This window comes from Kitasatospora sp. NPDC058162, assembly GCF_042884005.1.
Taxonomy (GTDB): domain Bacteria; phylum Actinomycetota; class Actinomycetes; order Streptomycetales; family Streptomycetaceae; genus Kitasatospora.
The window spans coordinates 170,815-186,821 of record NZ_JBHVUS010000003.1 but is presented as its reverse complement, the minus strand read 5'-3'; the positions used below and the strand labels follow the sequence as shown (position 1 = coordinate 186,821).

Annotated in this window: 11 protein-coding genes, 1 tRNA gene, 1 pseudogene and 1 riboswitch; of the genes and pseudogenes, 10 read left to right on the top strand and 3 right to left on the bottom strand. The window is 71.6% G+C overall.

Annotated features, from left to right (window positions below; all coding sequences use genetic code 11):
* Positions 1-992: 992 nt before the first annotated feature.
* Positions 993-2,015, top strand: coding sequence for a MazG family protein (locus ACFVXG_RS07230; RefSeq protein WP_387925156.1), 1,023 nt, complete (start codon positions 993-995; stop codon positions 2,013-2,015).
* Positions 2,016-2,036: 21 nt separating this feature from the next.
* On the opposite strand, the gene ACFVXG_RS07225 is transcribed toward ACFVXG_RS07230, so the two are convergent.
* Positions 2,037-2,462, bottom strand: coding sequence for an SDR family NAD(P)-dependent oxidoreductase (locus ACFVXG_RS07225; RefSeq protein WP_387925155.1), 426 nt, complete (start codon positions 2,460-2,462; stop codon positions 2,037-2,039).
* A 314-nt stretch (positions 2,463-2,776) separates the two neighbouring features.
* Here ACFVXG_RS07225 and ACFVXG_RS07220 point away from each other — a divergent pair, with 314 nt between their 5' ends.
* From ACFVXG_RS07220 to ACFVXG_RS07190, 7 genes and pseudogenes are all read left to right on the top strand, one after another.
* The gene (locus tag ACFVXG_RS07220) at positions 2,777-4,093 is read left to right on the top strand and encodes a cytochrome P450 (protein ID WP_387925153.1); all 1,317 of its coding nucleotides are present in this window, start codon (positions 2,777-2,779) and stop codon (positions 4,091-4,093) included.
* Between the two features lie 210 nt (positions 4,094-4,303).
* Positions 4,304-4,474, top strand: a riboswitch (cyclic di-AMP (ydaO/yuaA leader).
* Between the two features lies 1 nt (position 4,475).
* On the top strand, positions 4,476-5,276 hold the full coding sequence (locus ACFVXG_RS07215; RefSeq protein WP_387925151.1) for a transglycosylase family protein: 801 nt from the start codon (positions 4,476-4,478) through the stop codon (positions 5,274-5,276).
* A 283-nt stretch (positions 5,277-5,559) separates the two neighbouring features.
* Positions 5,560-6,849, top strand: coding sequence for a phosphopyruvate hydratase (gene eno / locus ACFVXG_RS07210; protein ID WP_387925149.1), 1,290 nt, complete (start codon positions 5,560-5,562; stop codon positions 6,847-6,849).
* Between the two features lie 185 nt (positions 6,850-7,034).
* Positions 7,035-7,517: a septum formation initiator family protein gene (locus tag ACFVXG_RS07205; RefSeq protein WP_387925147.1), complete on the top strand. Its 483-nt coding sequence runs from the start codon at positions 7,035-7,037 to the stop codon at positions 7,515-7,517.
* Positions 7,489-8,016, top strand: a pseudogene (locus ACFVXG_RS07200) (DUF501 domain-containing protein); the annotation flags it as partial. The gene ACFVXG_RS07205 and the pseudogene ACFVXG_RS07200, both read left to right, overlap by 29 nt.
* A gap of 146 nt (positions 8,017-8,162) precedes the next feature.
* The gene (locus ACFVXG_RS07195) at positions 8,163-9,098 is read left to right on the top strand and encodes an exopolyphosphatase (RefSeq protein ID WP_387925749.1); all 936 of its coding nucleotides are present in this window, start codon (positions 8,163-8,165) and stop codon (positions 9,096-9,098) included.
* 428 nt (positions 9,099-9,526) lie between these two features.
* Positions 9,527-10,894 carry an NAD(P)/FAD-dependent oxidoreductase gene (locus ACFVXG_RS07190; RefSeq protein WP_387925145.1) on the top strand — a complete coding sequence of 456 codons (1,368 nt, stop codon included), beginning with the start codon at positions 9,527-9,529 and terminating at the stop codon, positions 10,892-10,894.
* A 269-nt stretch (positions 10,895-11,163) separates the two neighbouring features.
* Here ACFVXG_RS07190 and ACFVXG_RS07185 read toward each other — a convergent pair whose 3' ends face one another.
* Positions 11,164-13,719, bottom strand: coding sequence for an ABC transporter permease (locus tag ACFVXG_RS07185; RefSeq protein ID WP_387925143.1), 2,556 nt, complete (start codon positions 13,717-13,719; stop codon positions 11,164-11,166).
* Between the two features lie 47 nt (positions 13,720-13,766).
* Positions 13,767-14,579 (bottom strand): ABC transporter ATP-binding protein, encoded by an 813-nt coding sequence (locus tag ACFVXG_RS07180; RefSeq protein WP_387925141.1) that lies wholly within the window; start codon positions 14,577-14,579, stop codon positions 13,767-13,769.
* Between the two features lie 257 nt (positions 14,580-14,836).
* Here ACFVXG_RS07180 and ACFVXG_RS07175 point away from each other — a divergent pair.
* Positions 14,837-14,918: transfer RNA gene (locus ACFVXG_RS07175), tRNA-Leu, on the top strand.
* 141 nt (positions 14,919-15,059) lie between these two features.
* Positions 15,060-15,926, top strand: coding sequence for a Bax inhibitor-1/YccA family protein (locus ACFVXG_RS07170; protein WP_387925139.1), 867 nt, complete (start codon positions 15,060-15,062; stop codon positions 15,924-15,926).
* The last annotated feature ends 81 nt before the right edge of the window (positions 15,927-16,007 follow it).

The following is a 16,007-nucleotide window of genomic DNA, read 5'->3' as shown; positions in this document are numbered from 1 at the left end:
TGTTACCCCTCCCCCCCCCCGGGGGGGGGGCGGCGCCCGGCGATCCCGCCCGCCGTCCGCTCGGCAGGCCTGCCATCGCACGCGGAGGTGGCCAGCGCGCCCGGGCCCCCGCCGGGCCGGAGTGGAAAGTCGACGGACTCGACTTCCTGTTCCGGGAATGCGGCAGTCGGGCGGCCCCACTGATGCAATCCCACCCGCGATCGCCGCGCGGCAGGCCGGCCATCCCGTGCGAGGAAGGCCAGAGCCCTTGAGCCCCGGTGGCGCGCTCCCGCCGGGCCGGAGTGGAAGGTCGGCGGGGCCGACTTCCTGCTGCGGGGCGGGCCAGCCCTGTCGCTGTAAGTCGGATCCACTGCTGTCGTAGCTGGAGTGGAGGGTCGACGGCGTCGGCTTCCTCCGCTTGGGCCGGGGGCTGCTGCCGGCCTGGGCCGTAGCTCCAACGTGACGACACCTGCCGAGCCCCGGCCGGAATGGAAAGTCGGCGGAATCGACTTCCTGCGCCCGCAGTGCGGCTGGAGATCCCACCCGCCGTCCCTGCCATCCCGCGCGGGGAAGGCCAGCGTGCTCGGGCCCCGAAAGCGCCTTCCCCGCCGGCGCAGGAAGTCGGCGGGGTCGACTTCCTGCGCCGGGAGTGCGGTCGGTGATCTCATCTGCTGTCCGTTCGGCGGGCCTGTCGTCCCGCGCGGGGGTGGCCCGTGCGCTGGGCCCCGATTGCGCGTTCCCGTCGGGCCGGAGTGGAAGGTCGGCGGGGCCGAGTTCCTGTTCCGGGAGTGTGGCTGGCGAGCCCTCGTGCCCTCGCTCGGCAGGCATGCCATCCCGCGCGGGGGCGGTCTGCACGCTTGGGCCCCGATGGCGCGTCCCCGGGTAGCGGGGCCGGCGGCGGGGTGTGGTCGGGCTCGAGGGTGTGTGCCATCGGTGGGAGGGGACGCACTGCCCCTTGCTCCCGTGGCGCTGAAGGCGGGGGCGGGGTGGGGTGGGGCGGGTAGGTTCGGGGTGTGACGACGAATCTTCCGGGCGCGAAGTTGATCCTGCTGACCACCACCCACCGGGTGGCCCCCGGGTTGCTGGCGTGGCCGGCCTGGGAGGCGCTGCGGTCGGCCGGGCGGGTGCTGGTGGGGGACGAGGGGAATCCGCAGGTGGCGGCGGTGCGGCAGGCCGGGGTGGTGGTGGAGGTGGTGCCCGCCGGGTCGGCGCCGGCGTTGGCGCGGTTGTTGACCGGGCAGCCGGCGGAGGCCGGGCCGACGGTGTGGCTGGGTGGCCCGGACGGGGATCCGGGGCTGACGGACGCGCTGGCCCGGCTCGCGGTGGAGCACGCCGGGGAGGTGCCGGAGATCGAGGTGCTGCCGGGTTCGTACGACCTGCCGGGGGCGCGACTGCTGGACCTCGCCTCGGTGATGGACCGGCTGCGCTCGCCGGGCGGCTGCCCGTGGGACGCCGAGCAGACCCACGAGAGCCTGGTGAAGTACCTGGTCGAGGAGGCCTACGAGCTGGTCGAGGCGATCGAGGAGGGGGACCGGGACATGCTGCGCGAGGAGCTGGGCGACGTCCTGCTCCAGGTGTTCTTCCATTCCCGGATCGCCGAGGAGCACCCGTCGGAGGCGTTCTCGATCGACGACGTGGCCGGTGACATCGTCGAGAAGCTGATGTACCGGCATCCGCACGTGTTCGGGGACGTCGAGGCGGAGGGCGCCGCCGAGGTGGAGGCGAACTGGGAGCAGCTGAAGGCGGCCGAGAAGGCGGACCGGGAGTCCGTCCTGGACGGCGTTCCGGCCGGGCTGCCGGCATTGGCGTACACGGCGAAGCTGGTGTCCCGGGTGCGCCGGGCGGGCTTCACGGAGGTGCCGGACGAGCCGTACCGACTGCCGGAGGAGCTGACCGCGGAGTCGGCGGGCCGGTTGCTGCTGGCGGTGGCGCAGCGGGCGCACGACGCCGGGGTGGACGTGGACGCGGCGCTGCGCTCGGCCGCGCGCGGCTACCGGGACGCGGTGCGCGCGGCCGAGGGCCTCAAGCCGGAGTAGCCGGAGGCCGAACCGGCCGGCTCAGGCCGCCGTGGCGGTGCGCTCGGAGGAGCCCCGCTGCGGCGGGACGAGTTCGCCGATGGCCTCGCCGATCAGGACGACGAGTTCGGCGAGGCGCTCCAGGTCGAGGTGGTCGGGCAGGTCGGCGAGGGAGACGATCCGCTCGCCCTTGGGGCCGGCCACGCAGAAGAGGTCGATCGGCCCGAAGTGCTTCTCGGCGGTGTCGACCAGGGCGGCGACGTCGCTGGGCCGGCGGATGTCGCCGCCGACGCCGACCACGGGGCAGCCCGGCCGGTCGAGTTCGGAGGCGAGGTCCTCGGCGATGCCGACGTGGGTGTCGGCGATCAGCATCCCGGCGGCGCCGGCCGCGGTGAACCGGCGGGCGAGGTCGGCTCCCGAACCGCCGTCGAGTACCGCGATGACGACGACTGCTCCGCTGACCTTCATTGGTCCAGCTCCTCCCTGCGGGCGACACCGCACCGGCGCCCACGCGTACTTCGGAGGATCGTAGGCACGTCCTGACCCTCCGCAACAGGGATTACCCCGCAGGTGACCAGGCTCACGCCTGCCACCCGGCCAAGAGCTGTCCAAGGCCTGTCCGCGGACCGTCCACGGACCGTCCACGGGGCGTCCACGGAGTGTTGACGACCTGCTCGCGCTCCGCTCGTCCGCCGCTCGCGCGCCGTTCGCGAACCGTTGACGATCGCCGGCCGGTCCGGGCGCGTCCGGTCGAGCGGTTGCCGAGCGGTTACGGTCGACCCATGCCAGCTCAGCCCGACGGCGCCCCGTCCGCCGCCCAGCCCGATCCGCAGCTCTTCACCTGGGAGTTCGCCGCCGACCCGTACCCGGCCTACGCCTGGCTGCGCGAGCACGCCCCGGTGCACCGCACCAAGCTGCCGAGCGGGGTGGAGGCCTGGTTGGTGACGAGGTACGCGGACGCCCGGCAGGCGCTCGCGGACGGCCGGCTGTCGAAGAACCCGGCGCACCACAGCGAGCAGGCGCACCGCACCGGCCGGGTGGGCATCCCGGGGGAGCGGCAGGCGGACCTGATGACCCACCTGCTGAACATCGACCCGCCGGACCACACCCGGCTGCGCCGCCTGGTGTCGAAGGCGTTCACCCCGCGCAGGGTGGCCGAGTTCGAGCCGCGGGTGCAGCAGTTGACCGACCGGCTGATCGACGGCTTCGCGCAGCGCGGGTCGGCGGACCTGATCCACGAGTTCGCGTTCCCGCTCCCCATCTACGCGATCTGCGACATGTTGGGCGTGCCGGCCGAGGACCAGGACGACTTCCGGGACTGGGCCGGGATGATGCTGCGACACACGAAGCCGGGCCAGGGTGGCGGCCAACGCGGCGGTGTGGGGCGGGCGGTGAAGCAGATCCGCGCGTACCTGCTGGAGCTGATCCACCGCAAGCGGGCGGACCTCGGGGACGACCTGATCTCCGGCCTGATCCGGGCGAGCGACCACGGTGAGCACCTGACCGAGAACGAGGCCGCCGCGATGGCCTTCATCCTCCTCTTCGCCGGGTTCGAGACGACGGTGAACCTGATCGGCAACGGGACGTACGCGCTGCTGCGCAATCCCGGTCAGCGGGCGCTGCTGCAGGAGTCGGTGGCCCGCGGCGAGACCGCGCTGCTGGAGACCGGGATCGAGGAACTCCTGCGCTACGACGGGCCGGTGGAGCTGGCGACCTGGCGGTTCGCGACCCGCCCGCTGACCATCGGCGGGGTGGACATCCCGGTCGGCGACCCGGTGCTGGTGGTGCTGGCGGCGGCGGACCGCGACCCGGCCCGGTTCTCGGACGAGAACACCCTGGACCTGGCCCGGAGCGACAATCCCCACCTGGGGTTCGGGCACGGCATCCACTACTGCATCGGCGCCCCGCTGGCCCGGCTCGAAGGGCGGTCCGCGCTGGCCACGTTGCTTTCCCGACTGCCCGATCTCCGGCTGGCCGAAACCCCGGAGAATCTGCGCTGGCGAGGTGGCCTGATCATGCGCGGATTGCGCGAACTTCCGGTCGAATTCAGTCCGGAGAGCCGGTCGCCGCACAGCCGTCCTGAGCCGCCGACACGCTGACGTGACGTCGCAAATCCGGCCCGGAGGGCGGTATGAACACCCATCAAACCGGACAAAGACCCGCCGTTGGTAGGCGACCGAACACGGGCCGTAATTTTTGTGTGATGTCGGTGATATGAGCTTGTGATTGGTCTGAGGATCTGTCTAGTCTCCCTGGAGTTCGCAGCTGCGGACCTCGTGCGCGGGACGCCGAATCCTGCCCGCCGCGTCACGGGAAACCGACCAGAACCCTGGGCAGGGGCGGGGGAACCAGGTTTGTTGCCGTTCCTCCACGGCTTGGGGTGAAGCCGCCCGAGCGGAAGCGTTTCCGCACACGGCGGCCGGGCCACCTCCCGGTCCGAACCCGACAGCTCACCTCGCAGGCGTGCGGAGAGGGACCTTCATGCTGTTCGTTGGATCTGGCCGTCATCGCCGTCGCACCCAGGCCGAGAAGGCCATCGCCGTCGCCGGTGTGGCCGGCGTCGGACTCGCACTGCCGCTCCTCTCCGCCACCGGCGCCTCCGCCGCCCCGGCCTCCGCCTGGGACTCGGTCGCCCAGTGCGAGAGCGGCGGCGACTGGGGCATCAACACCGGCAACGGCTTCTACGGCGGCCTGCAGTTCACCTCCAGCACCTGGAAGGCGTACGGCGGCACCGCGTTCGCGGCGCAGGCCAACCAGGCCAGCCGGGCGCAGCAGATCTCGGTCGCCGAGAAGGTCCTCGCCTCGCAGGGCCCCGGCGCCTGGCCGGTCTGCTCCCTGAAGGCCGGCCTGAGCAAGGGCGGCGCCCCGGCCGACGTGGACGCCTCCTCGGACGCCAAGCCGCAGAAGCAGCAGGTCCAGAAGCAGCAGGCGCAGAAGCAGGCGCCCAAGCAGCAGACCCCCAAGGCCGCCGCGAAGCCCGCCCAGCCGCAGCCGGTCCAGCAGTACGCGCCGAAGCACGCCGCGCCGAAGACGGCCGAGAAGCCGGTCGACCAGTCGGCCCAGCAGTACACCCCGAAGCACGCCGCCCCGCGGGCCGCCCAGGCCCCGGCCGCCGCCACGACCGGCCACGACTACACCGTCCGGGACGGCGACACCCTGTCGGGCATCGCCACCACCCAGGGCGTGTCCGGTGGTTGGCAGGCGCTGTACGACGGCAACCGCGGCACGGTCGGCGGCAACCCGAACCTGATCATGCCCGGCCAGGTCCTGCACCTCGGCTGAGCCGTTCCACGGCGGACACGGAGGGGGCCGCGCCCGGCGGCCCCCTCCGTCCGCGTCCTCCGCGTCCGTCCGGACCCGTCCTCGTCCCGGCCCGCCCCGGTGGGACGGGCCGGGACGAGCAGGTGAACTACCGGTGGGTAGCAGGGCCACACGCTGAGACGGAGTCGAGGCCGACGTGGTCCCGGGAGCCCGGGCGGTTAGGCTCTGGTCGTAACGACTCCGCAATCGTCCGGCCTGACAGCACCACCGCCAGCCGGACCCTGCTTCCGCAAGGAGATGCTTCGTGCCGTCCATCGATGTCGTCGTAGCCCGTGAAATCCTCGACTCCCGCGGCAACCCCACGGTAGAGGTCGAGGTCGGCCTCGACGACGGCAGCACGGGTCGTGCCGCTGTTCCGTCGGGTGCCTCGACCGGCGCCTTCGAGGCGCTTGAGCTGCGCGACGGCGACAAGAACCGCTACTTCGGCAAGGGCGTGGAGAAGGCCGTCCTCGCCGTCATCGAGCAGATCGGCCCGGAGCTGGTCGGCTACGACGCCACCGAGCAGCGCCTGATCGACCAGGCCATGCTCGACCTGGACGCCACCCCGGACAAGTCCTCGCTCGGCGCCAACGCCATCCTGGGCGTCTCGCTGGCCGTCGCGCACGCCGCCTCCGAGGCCAGCGACCTGCCGCTGTTCCGCTACCTGGGCGGCCCGAACGCCCACGTCCTGCCGGTCCCGATGATGAACATCCTCAACGGCGGCTCGCACGCGGACTCCAACGTCGACATCCAGGAGTTCATGATCGCCCCGATCGGCGCGGAGTCCTTCTCCGAGGCCGTCCGCTGGGGCGTCGAGGTCTACCACACCCTCAAGGGCGTGCTGAAGGAGCGCGGCCTGTCCACCGGCCTCGGCGACGAGGGCGGCTTCGCGCCGAACCTGGACAGCAACCGCGAGGCCCTGGACCTGATCACCGAGGCCATCGAGAAGGCCGGCTACGTGCCCGGCCGCGACATCGCGCTGGCCCTGGACGTCGCCGCCTCCGAGTTCTACCAGGACGGCGCCTACCAGTTCGAGGGCAAGGCCCTGTCGGCCGCCGAGCTCATCGAGTACTACGCCGAGCTGGTCGCCGCCTACCCGCTGGTCTCCATCGAGGACCCGCTGGACGAGTCGGACTGGGACGGCTGGAAGGCCATGACCGTCAAGCTGGGCGACAAGGTCCAGCTGGTCGGCGACGACCTGTTCGTCACCAACCCGGCCCGCCTGGCCAAGGGCATCGAGACCGGCACCGCCAACGCGCTGCTGGTGAAGGTGAACCAGATCGGTTCGCTGACCGAGACCCTGGACGCCGTCGAGCTGGCCCAGCGCAACGGCTACCGCTGCATGATGTCGCACCGCTCCGGTGAGACCGAGGACGTCACCATCGCCGACCTGGCCGTCGCCACCAACTGCGGCCAGATCAAGACCGGTGCCCCGGCCCGCTCCGAGCGCGTCGCCAAGTACAACCAGCTGCTGCGCATCGAGGAGATCCTCGACGACGCCGCCGAGTACGCCGGCCGCGGCGCCTTCCCGCGCTTCCGCTCCGCGGCGGAGTGACGAGCACCGCAAGCACGAGGGCCGAGGCCGCGAGCACGAGGGCCGAGACCGCGAGCACGAGGTCGGAGACCGCGAGCTAGCGCACGCCTGACCGGTGCCCCGCCGCACACCCCGTAGGGTGGACGGCGGGGCACCGTCGCGACCAGGAGGGGATACGGGAGATGGCTGGCTGGAGGATCCCGGGCTTGGCGGCCCGGCCTCGGTTCACGAGCCGGGCGACCGTCCTCGTCCTGGTGCTCTGCTCGCTGGTGGCGATCCTGGCCTACCCGACGCGGCAGTTCATCTCCCAGCGCGCCGAGATCTCCGCCCAGCGGGCGAAGGCCGACCACTCGCGCCAGCAGGTCGACCAGCTGCGCCGGGACAAGGCGCGCTGGCAGGATCCGGAGTACGTCAAGGCGCAGGCCCGGGCCCGGCTGCACTACGCGGTGCCGGGGGAGACCCCGTACATCGCGGTGGACCCGGCCGGTCCGGCCGCCCAGCCCTCTGCCCCGGCCGGTACGGCCTCCCGCTCCGCCGACGCGGCCGCCGGCGCGGCGAAGGCCGCCAAGCCCTGGTACACCAGCATCTGGGACTCGGTGGACGCCGCCGACGCCGCCGCGCCGGTCGCCGCCGCCCCCCGTCCGCTCCCCCCGTCCTCCGTTGGAGACCCCACCCCCCATGACCACTGAGAACCACCCCGCCGTCTCCGACGCCGACGTCGCGGCCATCGCCGCCCAGCTCGGCCGGGTGCCGCGCGGCCTGCGCGGTGTGGCGCACCGCTGCCCCTGCGGCAACCCCGACGTCGTCGAGACGGCGCCCCGGCTGCCGGACGGCACGCCGTTCCCGACGCTGTACTACCTGACCTGCCCCAAGGCCGCCTCGCTGATCGGCACCCTGGAGGCGGAGGGCGTGATGAAGGACCAGACGGCCCGGCTCGCCGAGGACCCGGAGCTGGCCGCCGCCTACCAGAAGGCGCACGAGGACTACATCGCCCGGCGCGACGCGATCGAGGTGCTGGAGGGCTTCCCGAGCGCCGGCGGCATGCCGGACCGGGTGAAGTGCCTGCACGTGCTGGTCGGCCACTCGCTGGCGGCCGGCGAGGGCGTCAACCCGCTCGGCGACGAGGCGATCGGCATGCTGGAGGACTGGTGGGCCAAGGGCCCGTGCGTCTCCCCGGCCGAGGTCGAGGCGGCCGGTGAGCGGGTCCTGCGCAACCGGGCCAAGGACCAGGACCACGAGGCCGTGATTGCGGCCAAGCAGCAGAAGACCGCCGAGCGGGCCGCCAAGAAGCGCGCCGTCGAGGACGCCACCACGGAGCAGGAGTCCGAGTGAGCATGACCCGCGTGGCCGCGATCGACTGCGGCACCAACTCGATCCGGCTGCTGGTCGCCGACCTCGACCCGGAGACGGGCGAGATCACCGACCTCGACCGCCGCATGATCATCAACCGGCTGGGCCAGGGCGTGGACCGGACCGGCCGGCTGCACCCGGACGCGCTGGCCCGCACCTTCGCGGCCTGCCGGGAGTACCGGGAGGTCATCGAGGGCTTCGGGGTCGGCCCGGAGCGCACCCGCTTCGTCGCCACCAGCGCCTCCCGGGACGCCGAGAACAGCGACGAGTACGTCAAGGGCGTGCGCGACATCCTGGGCGTCGAGCCGGAGGTGGTGAGCGGCGAGGAGGAGGCGCACCTGTCCTTCGTCGGCGCCACCAAGGAGCTGACCGGCGGGCAGTTCCCCGCCCCCTATCTGGTCTTCGACCTGGGCGGCGGCTCCACCGAGTTCGTGCTCGGCGGGGCGGAGGTCCAGGCGGCGCGCTCGGTGGACATCGGCTGCGTGCGGCTCACCGAGCGGCACTTCGGCGGCGCCGAGCTGCCCTCGGCGGAGCAGATCGAGGAGGCCCGGGCGCACGTGCGGGCCGAGCTGGACAAGGCCGAGGAGGCCGTCCCGCTGACCGGCGCGGCCACCCTGGTGGGCCTGGCGGGGACGGTCACCACGGTGTCCGCGATCGCCCAGGACCTGCCCGCGTACGAGTCGGAGCGGATCCACCACTCCCGGATCAGCCGCGAGCGGGTCGCCGGGATCGCGGGCGAGCTGCTGGCCGCCACCCACGCCGAGCGCGCGGCCATCCCGTCGATGCACCCGGGCCGGGTGGACGTGATCGCCGCGGGCGCGCTGGAGCTGCTGGAGATCATGGACCGCACCGGCGCCGCCGAGGTGGTCGTGAGCGAGCACGACATCCTGGACGGCATCGCCTGGAGTACGGCCTCCTGACGACCCGCAGGCCTTACCTGACCGGCCCCGACGCCCCTTCCGGGGTGCCGGGGCCGGGGCGCGCCCGGGCCCGTGCGAGAACCTTCGTGAATTTCTTCACATGACGATCCAGTCTTTCGTCGCACCCCGTGGCCCGCTACGCCCGAATTGTGAGACCGAAGGCCCGCCGGTCGCGCGGCCCCTTGGATCGCAGGTCAGGCCTCGTTCAGGGTTTGAAAATCGAAATCACGAGCGGGAACCCGGGCGCTGTACGGATCGTTGCTGCTCAGCCGGGTAGTGCTCCGGCGCACGTTCGCGGGGGGCCGCCGGGGGCCGTGAGCCGGTGCGCCGGGCCGGTTTTTGTGGGCGCGGAGTGTAGCACGGGGTGTCCAGAAGCTTGTGACCGGGCTCACGAAGGCTGCTCCGGACGGTGCTGGATACTTTCGGATATGAGCACCACGGAGCGTCCTCGCATCCTCATTGTCGGCGGTGGTTACGTCGGCCTGTATGCCGCGATGCGCATCCTCAAGAAGATGCGCTACGGCGAAGCGACCGTCACGGTCGTCGACCCGCGGTCGTACATGACGTACCTGCCCTTCCTCCCCGAGGCGGCCGGCGGCAACGTCGCGCCCCGCAACCTCGTCGCGCCGCTGCGCAAGACCCTCAAGCAGGCGGAGGTGCTGACCGGGTCCGTCACCGGCATCGACCACGCCCGCAAGGTCGCGACCATCCAGCCGGCGGCCGGCGACAGCTACGAGCTGCCCTTCGAGTACCTGGTCGTCGCGACCGGCTCGGTCTCCCGCACCTTCCCGATCCCGGGTCTGGCGGAGAACGGCATCGGCATGAAGACGGTCGAGGAGGCCATCGGCCTCCGCAACCACGTCATGGCCCAGCTCGACAAGGCCGAGTCCACCTCGGACGAGGAGGTCCGCCGCAAGGCACTGACCTTCGTCGTCATCGGCGGCGGCTTCGCCGGCATCGAGACGGTCGCCGAGGTCGAGGACATGGCCCGCGACGCGGCCAAGCTGTACAAGACCGTCAGCCGCGACGACATGCGCTTCGTCGTGGTCGAGGCGGCCAACCGCATCCTCCCCGAGATGGGCCCGGACCTCGGTCTGTGGACCAAGGAGAAGCTCGAGGAGCGCGACATCGAGGTCTACATCGAGACCTCGATGGACTCCTGCATCGACGGCCACGTCGTGCTGAAGAACGGCATGGAGATGGACGCCGCCACCATCGTGTGGACGGCCGGCGTGAAGCCGAACCCGGTGCTGGCCAACTTCGGCCTGCCGCTGGGCCCGCGCGGCCACGTCGACACGGCGCCGACCCTCCAGGTCCAGGGCTTCGACTACGTCTGGTCCGCCGGCGACAACGCCCAGGTCCCGGACCTCGCCGCCGGCGAGGGCGCCTGGTGCCCGCCGAACGCCCAGCACGCCTGCCGCCAGGCCGTCGTCCTCGGTGACAACGTGATCTCCGGCATGCGGGGCTTCCCGCAGAAGGAGTACAAGCACAAGAACCTGGGTGCGGTCGCCGGTCTCGGCCTGCACAAGGGCGTGGCGATCCTCTTCGGCAAGTACAAGCTGAAGGGCCGTCCGGCCTGGTGGTTCCACCGCCTGTACCACGGTGCGATGGTCCCGACCTTCAACCGCAAGGTCCGCGTCTTCACCGACTGGACCCTCGCGATGTTCCTGAAGCGCGAAGCGGTCGGCCTCTCCCAGATGGAGAAGCCGCAGCTTCCGATCCAGGAGGTCACGCCGCCCACCAAGCCCGTCGAGGCCGCCAAGCCGGCCGCCGACAAGGAGCTCGCCAGCAAGTAAGCGACTGGACCCCGGTGTGGGAGCGCCGGGGTATGAGTCGGAGGCCCTCCGCCCGGCAGTGTCGCCGGACCACGACCTCCGTGGTGCTCAGCCGGCCGTGCGACCGGGCGGAGTACAGCAGTAGAGGAGCCCCTGCCGAGAACCCTCCGGCAGGGGCTCCTGCCGTGCCCGGACCGTACCCGGTGCCGGTGTGGGTGCCGAAGCACCCCCGCCCCCGGCCGCGGGTGCGACCGGGGGCGGGGGCGGGGGCGGGGCGGGCCGACGGGGCGTCAGTCGGTCTTGATGCTCGACAGGATGTCCAGCTTGGCGGCCCGGCGGGCCGGCCAGATCGCGGCCACCAGGCCGACCAGCCCGGCCAGGCCCAGGAACAGCGCCAGCTGGCCGTACGGCAGCACGGTGGTCAGCCCGCTCAGGCTGGACTTGAGCGTCCCGTTGATCGCCCAGGCGATGAAGCAGCCGAGCAGCAGGCCGATCCCGGCGCCGAAGAGCGAGATCACCACCGACTCCAGCCGGACCATCCGCTTGATGCCACTCCGGTCCAGGCCGATCGCCCGCAGCATCCCGATCTCGCGCTTGCGCTCGAAGACCGACATGGCCAGCGTGTTGATCACGCCCAGGACGGCGATCAGGACCGCCATGCCCAGCAGGCCGTACATCAGGTTCAGCGCGAAGGTGATGACCTGGCTGAACTGGTCCCGGACGTCCTGCTTGGACTTGACCTCGATCACCGGGTTGGCGCCCGTGGCGTCCTTGATCGACTGCTTGAGCCCGGCGGTGGCGCCGTCCTTGCCCTTGACCAGGACCTGGGGGACGTACGGCTTCGGCTCGTGCTTGGCGATCTCGCTGTTGGCCAGCAGGACCGGGCCGAGCATGCCGCCCTTCTCGTACACGCCGCCGACGGTGAGCTGACCGGCGGAGCCGTCCGGGTAGGAGACCGCCATCGTCGAGCCGGTGGTGACGTTGAACTTGGTGGCGACGTCCTGGTCCACCAGCAGCTGGCCCTGGCCGAGGCCGGCGGTGGAACCGCTGGTCAGCTTGATGTCGACGACCTGCTCCAGGACGGCCGGGTCGAGGCCGGTGATCTCCTTGTAGGTGCCGTCGAGCTTCCAGTCGGTGGAGGTCATCGGCGAGGAGGCCGCGACCCCGGGGGCCTTGGCGATCTGGGCGGGCACCTGCTCGGAGAGGCCCATCCGGTTGGCGGCCGAGACGAGGTAGTCGGCCTTCATCGACTTGGTGACGGCCCGGTCGATGGTGTCCCCGACCGAGGTGCCGATCACGGTCAGACCGGTGACCAGGGTCAGCCCGATGGTGAGCGCGGCGGCGGTGGCCGCGGTGCGGCGCGGGTTGCGCACCGCGTTCTGCTGGGCGAGCTTGCCCGGGGTGCCGCCCAGCCCCCGCAGCAGCGGGCCGACCAGGGCGACCACCGGGCGGGAGAGCAGCGGCAGCAGCACGAACACGCCGATCAGGGCCAGGAAGGCACCCGCGCCGACCGGCATCCGGCCGCTGTCGTTGCCGGTGGAGGCGCCGTAGGCGATCAGCGCCAGGCCGCCGCCGGCGAGCACCGAACCGATGGTGTTGCGGACCACCAGGCTCTTCTGACTGGTCGGCTGGTCGCCGCTGCTCATCGCCGCCACCGGCGCGATCCGGGCCGCCCGCACGGCCGGCAGCAGGGCGGACAGGACCGTCACCAGGACGCCCACCACGAGGGTCACCACGACGGTCAGCGGCTGGATCACCAGCGCGCCGCTCGGCATGTTCTCGTCCAGCGAGCCGATCAGCGACTGCATCCCGGCGCCGATCCCGACACCGGCCAGCAGACCGGCCACGGCCGAGACGGTGCCGATCAGCAGCGCCTCGATCAGCACCGAGCGGGTCACCTGCTTGCGGCTGGCGCCGATCGCCCGCAGCAGTGCGAGCTCCTTGGTGCGCTGGGCGACCAGCATGGTGAAGGTGTTGGCGATGATGAAGATGCCGACGAAGAGCGAGATGAAGGCGAAGACCAGCAGCATGGTGCGCATGCTGTCGGTGCCCTTGGCGATCTGCGCCTGGTCGTCCGCCTGCAGCTTGGCGCCCGTCTCGACGTCGAACTGGCGGGCGGCCGGCACCTTCGACTCGACCTGGGCGAGCAGCGCGTCCTGGGAGGTGCCGGGCTTGGCGGTGAGCACGATGCTGCTGTAGCGGCCCGGCTCCAGCAGCGTCTGCTGGGCGGTGGCCTTGTCGAACAGGGTGAGCGTGCCACCGGTGTTCACCACCGGGTCGTCGGTGGTGAAGACGCCGGTGAGCTTCGCCTCGATCACCGGCCCGTTGGCGGCCACCCGGACGGTGTCGCCGACCTTGTAGCCCGCCTTGTCGGCGGTCTTGCGGTCGAGGGCGACCTCCTTGGCGTTCTTCGGGCCCTGACCCTCGGTCATCGGGTAGCGCGGGTCCCGGCCGTCCTGGCCCGGGGCGAAGTTGGCGCCCTTGGCCGACCAGACCTGGCCGATCAGGTTGCCCTTCTTGTCGGCGACCCCGGTGAAGCCGCCGGCCACGCCGCGGGCGCCGGCCGCGCCGGGCAGCCCGGCCAGCTGCTGGACGGTGTCGTCGGTGAGGCCCGCGCCGGCCTCGCTCTTCTGCTTGGCCGAGGCGCCGGAGCCGGCCGCGCGGTCCACGACCTGGACGGCGACGTCCGAGTAACTCTTGGAGTTGCTGTCCCGCAGGGCCTTGCCGAAGGTGTCGGAGAAGACCATGGTCCCGGCGACGAACGCCGTGCCGAGCATGACGGCGAGCGCCGTCATCAGCAGTCGGCCCTTGTGGGCCAGCACATTGCGCAGTGCGGTGCGATACATGAGGAGTCCTGGGGAGGTTCGAGGGCGTGGGGCGGGCGGGCCGGGTGTCAGCTGGTGCGGCCCTTGGCCTCGAAGCGGCGCATGCGGTCCAGGACGGTGTCGGCGGTGGGGCCGTGGAGTTCGTCGACGATCTTGCCGTCGGCGAGGAAGACGACGCGGTCGGCGTAGGAGGCGGCGACGGGGTCGTGGGTGACCATGACGACGGTCTGGCCGAGTTCGCGCACGGAGTTGCGCAGGAAGGAGAGGATCTCGGCGCCGGAGCGGGAGTCGAGGTTGCCGGTGGGTTCGTCGGCGAAGATGATGTCGGGCTTTCCGGCGAGGGCGCGGGCGCAGGCGACGCGCTGCTGCTGGCCGCCGGAGAGCTGGGAGGGGCGGTGGCTGAGGCGGTCGGAGAGGCCGACGGTGTCGACGACGCGGTCCAGCCAGGCCTTGTCGGCCTTGCGGCCGGCTATGTCCATCGGGAGGGTGATGTTCTCCAGGGCGGTCAGGGTGGGGAGCAGGTTGAAGGCCTGGAAGATGAAGCCGATGTGGTCGCGGCGCAGCTGGGTGAGCTGCTTGTCCTTGAGGCCGACGAGTTCGGTGTCGCCGATGGTGGTGGAGCCGGAGGAGACGGTGTCCAGGCCGGCCATGCAGTGCATGAGGGTGGACTTGCCGGAGCCGGAGGGGCCCATGATGGCGGTGAACTCGCCCTGGGGGAAGGTGACGCTGACGTTGTCCAGGGCGACGACCCGGGTCTCCCCCTCCCCGTAGACCTTGTTCAGGCCGGTGGCGCGGGCGGCCGCCAGGCCGGTACGGACGGCGGTTGCGGTCGACGTGGTCACGGGGGTGCTCCTTGCTGGTCCGCGGATTCGTACCTCCATGCTCCGCGACGTGATCATGGTTCGGCGTCGCCCCGTCGAACGGTTGGCCCGACCGCCGCTGGTTGTACGGGAGGTACCGGACCCTCCTCCTGCGGTATGACGGGAACCCTGAGGGTGATGCGGTGGCCGGAATCGCCGTGCTTCGTGGCCAAATCCCGAACTGTTCGTCAGATGGCAAGGAAACATGACAACTTCCCGGGCTGAGAACATGCGAAAGGGTGAGCCGGGCGACTAGTCTCAGGGGTGGTTCACGGGACGCCCGGATGGTGGAACGCAGACACGGGCAGCTTAAAACTGCTTGGCCGCGAGGCCGTGCCGGTTCGAGTCCGGCTCCGGGCACCGCATCGACCCGCGGGGACGCCTCCGGCGTCCCCGCCGGCAGTCGTTCACCGGATCCTCCTCGCGGCGTATCCCGCTATTTTTGCCAAGCCATTACCCTGGTACCTGGGCGGTGCAGTGCCGCCACGGAGGGAATGTGCAATGAGAAGCAGCAACCCGGTCTTCTCGCGGGAGGGTTCCTTCTCCCGCGAGCCCGGTTACGCGGGGTTCGGTGGCACCGGCCAGGCCGGGAGCCCGTACGGCAACCCCTACGCGGGCACGCAGTACGCCCAGCCCCAGGGGCAGGGCCCGCTGACGGACGAGCAGCTCTACCAGATGTACAACGGGCCGTCGGCCGGCCCGGCGGCCACCGGGCGGATGACGCTCGACGACGTGGTCGCCCGCACCGCCATGACGCTGCTCACCCTGGTCGCCGCGGGTGCGGTGGCCTGGTTCACGCTGCCGTTCGAGAACTTCGGCTTCGCGATCGGCGCCTCGCTGGTCGCCTTCGTCGTCGGCCTGGTGGTCTCGTTCAAGCGCAGCGTCAGCCCGGCGCTGATCCTGGTCTACGCGGCCCTCCAGGGCTTCGCGATGGGCGCCATCTCGCACGCGTTCAACACCATGCTGAACGGCATCGTGATCCAGGCGGTGCTGGGTACGGCGGCGGTGTTCGCGGCGATGCTGTTCGCGTACAAGAGCGGCCGGATCAGGGTCACCGCGCGCTACCAGCGGATCGGTCTCGCGATCGCCCTGGGCTTCGTGCTGCTGATGCTGGTCAACGTGGTCGCGATGGCCTTCGGCGCCGACATGGGCCTGCGCTCCGGCCCGCTGGGCATCGTGGTCGGCCTGGTCGGCATCGGCCTGGGCGCCTTCTTCCTGTCGCTGGACTTCGCGGCGATCGAGGAGGCCATCGCTCAGGGCGCCCCGCAGCAGGAGTCCTGGCGGGCGGCCTTCGGGCTCACCCTGTCGCTGGTCTGGATCTACATGGAGATGCTGCGGCTGATCGCGATCCTGCGCGGCGACGACTGACGCACCCCCGGTCGTCGCCACCCACTGCCGCCGGGCCCCGGAGCGAACTTCGCTCCGGGGCCCGGCGGCGTTCAGGCCTGT